This window comes from Synechococcus sp. H55.9, from assembly GCF_047462355.1.
Classification (GTDB): Bacteria; Cyanobacteriota; Cyanobacteriia; order Thermostichales; family Thermostichaceae; genus Thermostichus.
In genome coordinates, this window is the sequence record NZ_JANSJB010000005.1 from 1,889 (window position 1) to 7,144 (window position 5,256).

The window sequence follows — 5,256 nt, forward strand, 5'->3', positions numbered from 1 at the left end:
AGGCCGATTACGTCCCCTGCCGCCACTCTCTGTCCCTCCTGCACCCGGATTTGGCTGAGGTGGGCGTAGAGGGTTTCCAAGCCGCCTGGCTCGTGCAGAATGCGCACCCGCAACCCCCTGACCGGGCGGCCCAAGCCAGGACACAAAAACTGCGGCTCTTGACGCGCCAAGGTGACCCGTCCTGAAGCGGCGGCCAAGATCGGCGTACCCACCGGCATGGCCCAGTCGTAGCCGGCGTGGCCATCGCTTTTGCCGCAGGGGTGCAGCGGGCCAGGGAGCCAAACTTGGCCTTGCCCACTGACAAACCGTCCGTTGCCATCTTCCTCCCCCAGGGGCATATCGTGGTCGAAAAGGTTGGTGACGGGAAATTCGCCGACAAAGGGCTTGTGCAAGAACGGCCACTGGGGCAGCGGCGCATCCCCATCGGCAGAGCGATGGCTCTCCAGCGCCAGCCGATAGTTTTCCAGCTCCTGACGCTGAGCCGGATCCTGCGACTGCCGATACAAGAGATCCACCAGGCGCAGGGCCTGAGACCAGTCCCGGCGCTCCACAGCCCGGGCCAACTGGGCGTACACCCCCACCAGGGATCCCTGCCACCGAGGTAGGGGCAGGCCCTGGGCAAAGACAGAGGGGATGTTTACGAATTGATACAATAGACAGCAAAATATCAGCAGTGTCACCGTTAGCAGCAGTGACACCTCTGTCCAGGGAGCCATCCCAAGTAGGCCGGCCCGCAAGCAAGCGGGTTCGTTCTTGGAGTTGGGCTTTCTTCCCAGGCCACCCGCTTTTCTCCTCAGCCGTTGTAGGAGCGGTAGAGAGGCAGAGCGGCTTTGCTTAACCACTCTCCTGGAGTTTCTCATGCGTTGGTTCTCGTCCTCTGGTGTTCTCGTCAGTCCGTCTTTGCAGCTTTCTGTTTGGCGAAGTGTTCTGCCTCTGTCCGGCTCAATTTGGCGGCGGCTGGAAGCTTTGGCGCTGGGTTTGCACATTCTGTCTTTGCTCTTCGGGTTGGCAGGGTTGCTTTGGGTTGTACCCCATCCTGAGTGGGTGGCCAGTTTGCCCCCCGTTGGCATTCAAGCCTTCTCCTGGAGCATGGGCAATGGCGGCGTTGCCTACATGGTGTTCGGGGCGCTGGCGGCGGCTTTGATGGGATCCCGACTGTTGGGAGTGCGGCGCCTGTTGATGTTTTTGATCCCGGCGGTGGGCATCTCCCTGGCCAGCGAGCTGTTGGGCACCAGTACAGGGATCCCCTTTGGCGACTACGGCTACCTCAGTGGGCTGGGCTACAAGATTGCCGGGCTGGTTCCCTTCACGATCCCTTTGTCTTGGTTTTACGTGGGGCTGTCCTCTTACCTGTTGGCGCGGGTGGCGCTGCAAGCGGGTCGCCACTGGCTGATCCACTGCGAGGCCATCCTGTTGGGGGCGCTGCTGCTCACCGCTTGGGACTTCGTGCTGGATCCGGCCATGACCCGCGGCTTGATCCCCTTTTGGACGTGGTTTCAGCCGGGGCCTTTTTTCGGCATGCCGTTGCAAAACTTCGGCGGTTGGATGCTGACCGGGGCCGCCTTTATGACCGTAGCCAACCTCCTCTGGGGGAAAGATCAGCCTGTGTTGAACCGCCGCCAGTTGTTGGGGCCGCTGGTGCTTTATGTAGCCAATTTTGCTTTTGCCCTGCTGATGAGCCTGGGATCCGGCATTTTCGCGCCAGCGGGGCTAGGCCTGTTGCTGGGCTTGGGGCCAGCCTTAGGGTTGTGGTGGAACGCCCCGCCTGCACCCTCCCATCCCGAAGCGGTTGAAGGAGAGGCAGCTCGAACCTGGCAGGCGCTGGAGGATCCTGGCTGGGCGGGGGTGAAATAGCTGCCTGGCGTAGTTATGAGGGAGCAACAGTGCCCTGTAGCCCTTTCGGTGCTCACCCCTCTTGCTGGCCCATATCTGCCTGGACGAATGGGGGGATCCTTCGGGGCCACCCAAAATGGAGCCCAAGTCGCGGCAGCGGTGGGGTAGTTTGTTAACTTAACTGCTGCCGCCGTGGCCAGACTTTTTTTCTGGATGAGGCGAAGTGGAAGCCGGTTCCGTTTCCTTTGATTTGTCCTGTAGCAAGCCGATCAGCAAGCAGGCCACCCCAAGGTTGATGGCCACATCCGCCACGTTAAACACCGGAAAGCGGATCCAAACCAGATTAAAAAAATCCACCACGTAGCCGTTGAGAAAGCGGTCGATGCCGTTCCCTACCGCTCCTGCCCAGACCAGACCGTAGCCCGCCTGTTCCCAACGGCCCAGGCTGCCGCCGCGAATCGCCAGCAGCGCCAGCGCCACCGCTACCCCCAACGAGACCCACTTGAGGAACTCTGCCGAATCGGCAAACAAGCTCCAGGCGGCGCCGGTATTTTCCACATAGGTAAGGTGAAACACCCCCGGCCACAGCTCGATTTCCGGCCCCGGCAGCAGCCGCTCCACCGCCCAACGCTTGGTCGCCTGATCCAGGATCACGCCCAGGATCCCGGCCAGCCAAAAGCCCGTGTTTTTCATGCCCTTTTGCTTCACCACGTCCACTGGCAATAGCGCTCAGAGGAGCACTTTTCCCATCCTGACATTCTCTCTCCCGCCTGTGGTGTGGGTGACAAACCGCAGGGGCAAGGCTTGGGGGTTCATCTGGCTGGAGAGCTTAATCAAGAAAAACGCCCGGCTGGCTGAGCCGGACGGGGATCCCACAGTCCAGATAAAGAGAGCCAGAGCGGCTACCGACCCTGTTGCTCCAGGGATCGGCGCAACTCACTGGCCATCTGCAGAAACTCTTGCGGATTGCCCGCCTTGCCGTAGGAGGAGCGATCTTCAACCTTTTTGCCACTGCCTTGGCGGGTGCGGGTGTTGAGCAAAGAGCTGGCCATTTCCATGAACTTGGCAGGGTTTCCTTCGCTGCTGCCCCGCATCACAGAGGTTCGTCCGGCACGAGTCACTGCCATAGCTACCTTGATTCTCAGAAACGAAATGCTTGTTCATATCTTCCCACAAGGGATCCCAAACCCGCCAGGCCCAGCGCTCTATTAAGCTAGGAGAATTGTTGGAGATAGCCGTGAATTCTCAGGCTTTGCATCACCAATTCGATACATTCAGAGATGCTTTGCTCGGCGGTTTTGCACACCACCTCTGGACATTCCGGCGGCTCGTAGGGATCGTCGATGCCGGTAAAATGCTGGATGAGACCTGCCCGCGCTTTGCGATAGAGGCCCTTGACATCCCGACGTTCGCATACCTCTAGGGGGGCATCCACAAAGACTTCGATGAAGTTGCCGATCTGCCGCCGCACCTCCTGCCGGGTGGCCCGATAAGGGGAAATGGCCGACACCAGCACGATCACCCCGTGGCGGGTCAGCATCTCTGCCACAAAGCCGATGCGGCGAACGTTCTCATCCCGATCTTCTTTGCTGAAGCCGAGCCCTTTGGTCAGGTGTTGCCGCACCAGGTCTGCATCGAGCACTTCCACCGCCAGCCCCAGAGCCTGCAACTGCTGGGCCACACCGCAGCTCAGGGTGGTTTTGCCCGCGCCGCTGAGCCCCGTAAACCAGACTGTTACCCCCCGCCGCCCCATGGGTGTGGATCCCGTCTCCTTAGAGCTTCGTCAGAATAGCATCCTCAGAGCAGAGTGATACACTCGAATCACTGTCCATTCTCTCTCTGTCTTGCCGCCGGCCATGTCACCGCTGAGCTCTTCTCTCGTCGATACCCCCTCGCAATCCGCGACCACTGCCGAGCTGTTCGAGCAGCATGTGATGTCCACCTACGCTCGCTATCCTCTGACCTTGGTGCGGGGGGAAGGCTGCCGGGTTTGGGATGAAGAGGGGCGGGAGTACCTGGATTTTGTGGCCGGCATTGCCACCTGCACGTTGGGCCATGCCCACCCCGCTTGGATCCAGGCGCTGACGCAGCAGGCGCAACAGTTGCACCATGTTTCCAACCTCTACTACAACCAGCCGCAGGCGCAACTGGCCCAATGGCTGACCCAGCACTCCTGTGCCGATAAGGTGTTTTTTTGCAACTCGGGGGCAGAGGCCAATGAAGGCGCCATCAAGCTGGCCCGCAAGTACGCCCATACGGTGCGCGGGATCCAGGATCCGGTGATCCTCACCGCCCAGGCCAGCTTTCATGGACGCACCCTGGCCACCATTACCGCCACCGGCCAGCCGAAATACCAAAAAGACTTTGCCCCTCTGGTGCCCGGCTTCGATTACGTTCCCTACAACGATCTCGAGGGTACGGCGGTGGTGTTGGAGCGCTGGGGCGAGCGGGTGTGTGCCGTGCTGCTGGAGCCGCTGCAGGGGGAGGGGGGGGTTGTCCCAGGAGATCCCGCCTACTTCCAGTGGCTGCGCCGGGTCTGCAGCGAGCGGGGCATCCTGCTGATGTTGGATGAGGTGCAGGTGGGCATGGGGCGCAGCGGCAGGCTCTGGGGCTACTGCAACTTGGGAGTGGAGCCGGATGTGTTCACCTTGGCCAAGGGTCTCGCCGGTGGGATCCCGATTGGCGCCCTCTTGGCCAAAGAGTTTTGCGCCGTGTTTCAGCCGGGGGATCACGCCAGCACCTTTGGCGGCAATCCCTTGGCCTGTGCAGTGGGCCTGGCGGTTTGCCACACCCTGATGGCCGAAAGCCTGGTTTGGAATGCCCAGCAGGCAGGAGCCTATCTGCGCCAGGGGCTGTCTCGCCTGGCAAGGCAGTTTCCGCAGCTTGTTCAAGAGGTGCGCGGCTGGGGCCTGATCCAGGGTTTGGTGGTGCGCATCCCGGCGGCTGAGGTGGTCAGGGCGGCCCTGGAGCAGGGGCTACTGCTGGTGCCGGCGGGATCCCAGGTGGTGCGCTTTGTGCCCCCCTTGATCGTCACGCCAAAGGAGATTGACGAGGCGCTGGCGCGGCTGGAATCGGCTCTGCAGAGCTTAGCCGTTGGCGATGGCGGGACAGAGTCCTGGCAAGCTTAGCCCTGGTAGAGCTGTTGCAAAAACGCCTGCAGCCGCTGGCGGGCCTCATGGGGCAGGGGATCCCCGGCCTGCTCGAGCAGGGGCAGTACCTCCTCGGCGTAGGCCGCAACAAAGCTGTCAGCCGGCCAGAGCAAATCCGAGGTGGATCGCAGGTTCCACACTTGGGATCCCTGCTCGAGCAACAGGGGCCGTACCCAGAGCAGCGCCGGGGATCCCGACTCAAGATTGTGGAGAGAAACCTGAATCAGCTCCACGTAGAGGGTGGCCTGCGACCCCGGCAAAGCTAGAAGGCGGC

Annotated in this window: 7 protein-coding genes; 2 read left to right on the forward strand and 5 right to left on the reverse strand. The window is 61.5% G+C overall.

What is annotated here, in order from left to right:
* Positions 1 to 653: M23 family metallopeptidase (locus NW857_RS01300; RefSeq protein WP_414333533.1), on the reverse strand; the 653-nt coding region annotated here is incomplete at its 3' end.
* Between the two features lie 205 nt (positions 654 to 858).
* On the opposite strand from NW857_RS01300, the gene NW857_RS01305 reads away from it, so the two are divergent.
* Entirely contained in the window at positions 859 to 1,854 is a 996-nt protein-coding gene (locus NW857_RS01305; RefSeq protein ID WP_414337207.1) for a carotenoid biosynthesis protein, read from the forward strand.
* Between the two features lie 156 nt (positions 1,855 to 2,010).
* Here the strand turns inward: NW857_RS01305 and lspA are convergent, their stop codons facing one another.
* From lspA to cysC, 3 genes are all read right to left on the reverse strand, one after another.
* A complete protein-coding gene (gene lspA / locus NW857_RS01310; RefSeq protein ID WP_414333548.1) occupies positions 2,011 to 2,526 on the reverse strand; it encodes a signal peptidase II in 516 nt (171 codons plus the stop codon).
* Between the two features lie 209 nt (positions 2,527 to 2,735).
* Positions 2,736 to 2,960: a hypothetical protein gene (locus NW857_RS01315; protein WP_414333537.1), complete on the reverse strand. Its 225-nt coding sequence runs from the start codon at positions 2,958 to 2,960 to the stop codon at positions 2,736 to 2,738.
* A gap of 86 nt (positions 2,961 to 3,046) precedes the next feature.
* Positions 3,047 to 3,586: an adenylyl-sulfate kinase gene (cysC, locus tag NW857_RS01320; protein ID WP_414333538.1), complete on the reverse strand. Its 540-nt coding sequence runs from the start codon at positions 3,584 to 3,586 to the stop codon at positions 3,047 to 3,049.
* A gap of 103 nt (positions 3,587 to 3,689) precedes the next feature.
* Between cysC and NW857_RS01325 the strand changes: the two genes are divergently transcribed.
* Positions 3,690 to 4,961: an aspartate aminotransferase family protein gene (locus tag NW857_RS01325; RefSeq protein WP_414333539.1), complete on the forward strand. Its 1,272-nt coding sequence runs from the start codon at positions 3,690 to 3,692 to the stop codon at positions 4,959 to 4,961.
* On the opposite strand, the gene NW857_RS01330 is transcribed toward NW857_RS01325, so the two are convergent.
* The coding region (locus tag NW857_RS01330; protein WP_414367762.1) for a hypothetical protein at positions 4,958 to 5,256 on the reverse strand (299 nt) is incomplete at its 5' end. The genes NW857_RS01325 and NW857_RS01330 overlap by 4 nt on opposite strands.

Bases quoted from the DNA above. Each gene is read 5' to 3' on its own strand.
- NW857_RS01305 (WP_414337207.1), top strand. From the start codon at position 859: ATGCGTTGGTTCTCGTCCTCTGGTGTTCTCGTCAGTCCGTCTTTGCAG.
- lspA (WP_414333548.1), bottom strand. From the start codon at position 2,526: ATGAAAAACACGGGCTTTTGGCTGGCCGGGATCCTGGGCGTGATCCTG.
- NW857_RS01315 (WP_414333537.1), bottom strand. From the start codon at position 2,960: ATGGCAGTGACTCGTGCCGGACGAACCTCTGTGATGCGGGGCAGCAGC.
- cysC (WP_414333538.1), bottom strand. From the start codon at position 3,586: ATGGGGCGGCGGGGGGTAACAGTCTGGTTTACGGGGCTCAGCGGCGCG.
- NW857_RS01325 (WP_414333539.1), top strand. From the start codon at position 3,690: ATGTCACCGCTGAGCTCTTCTCTCGTCGATACCCCCTCGCAATCCGCG.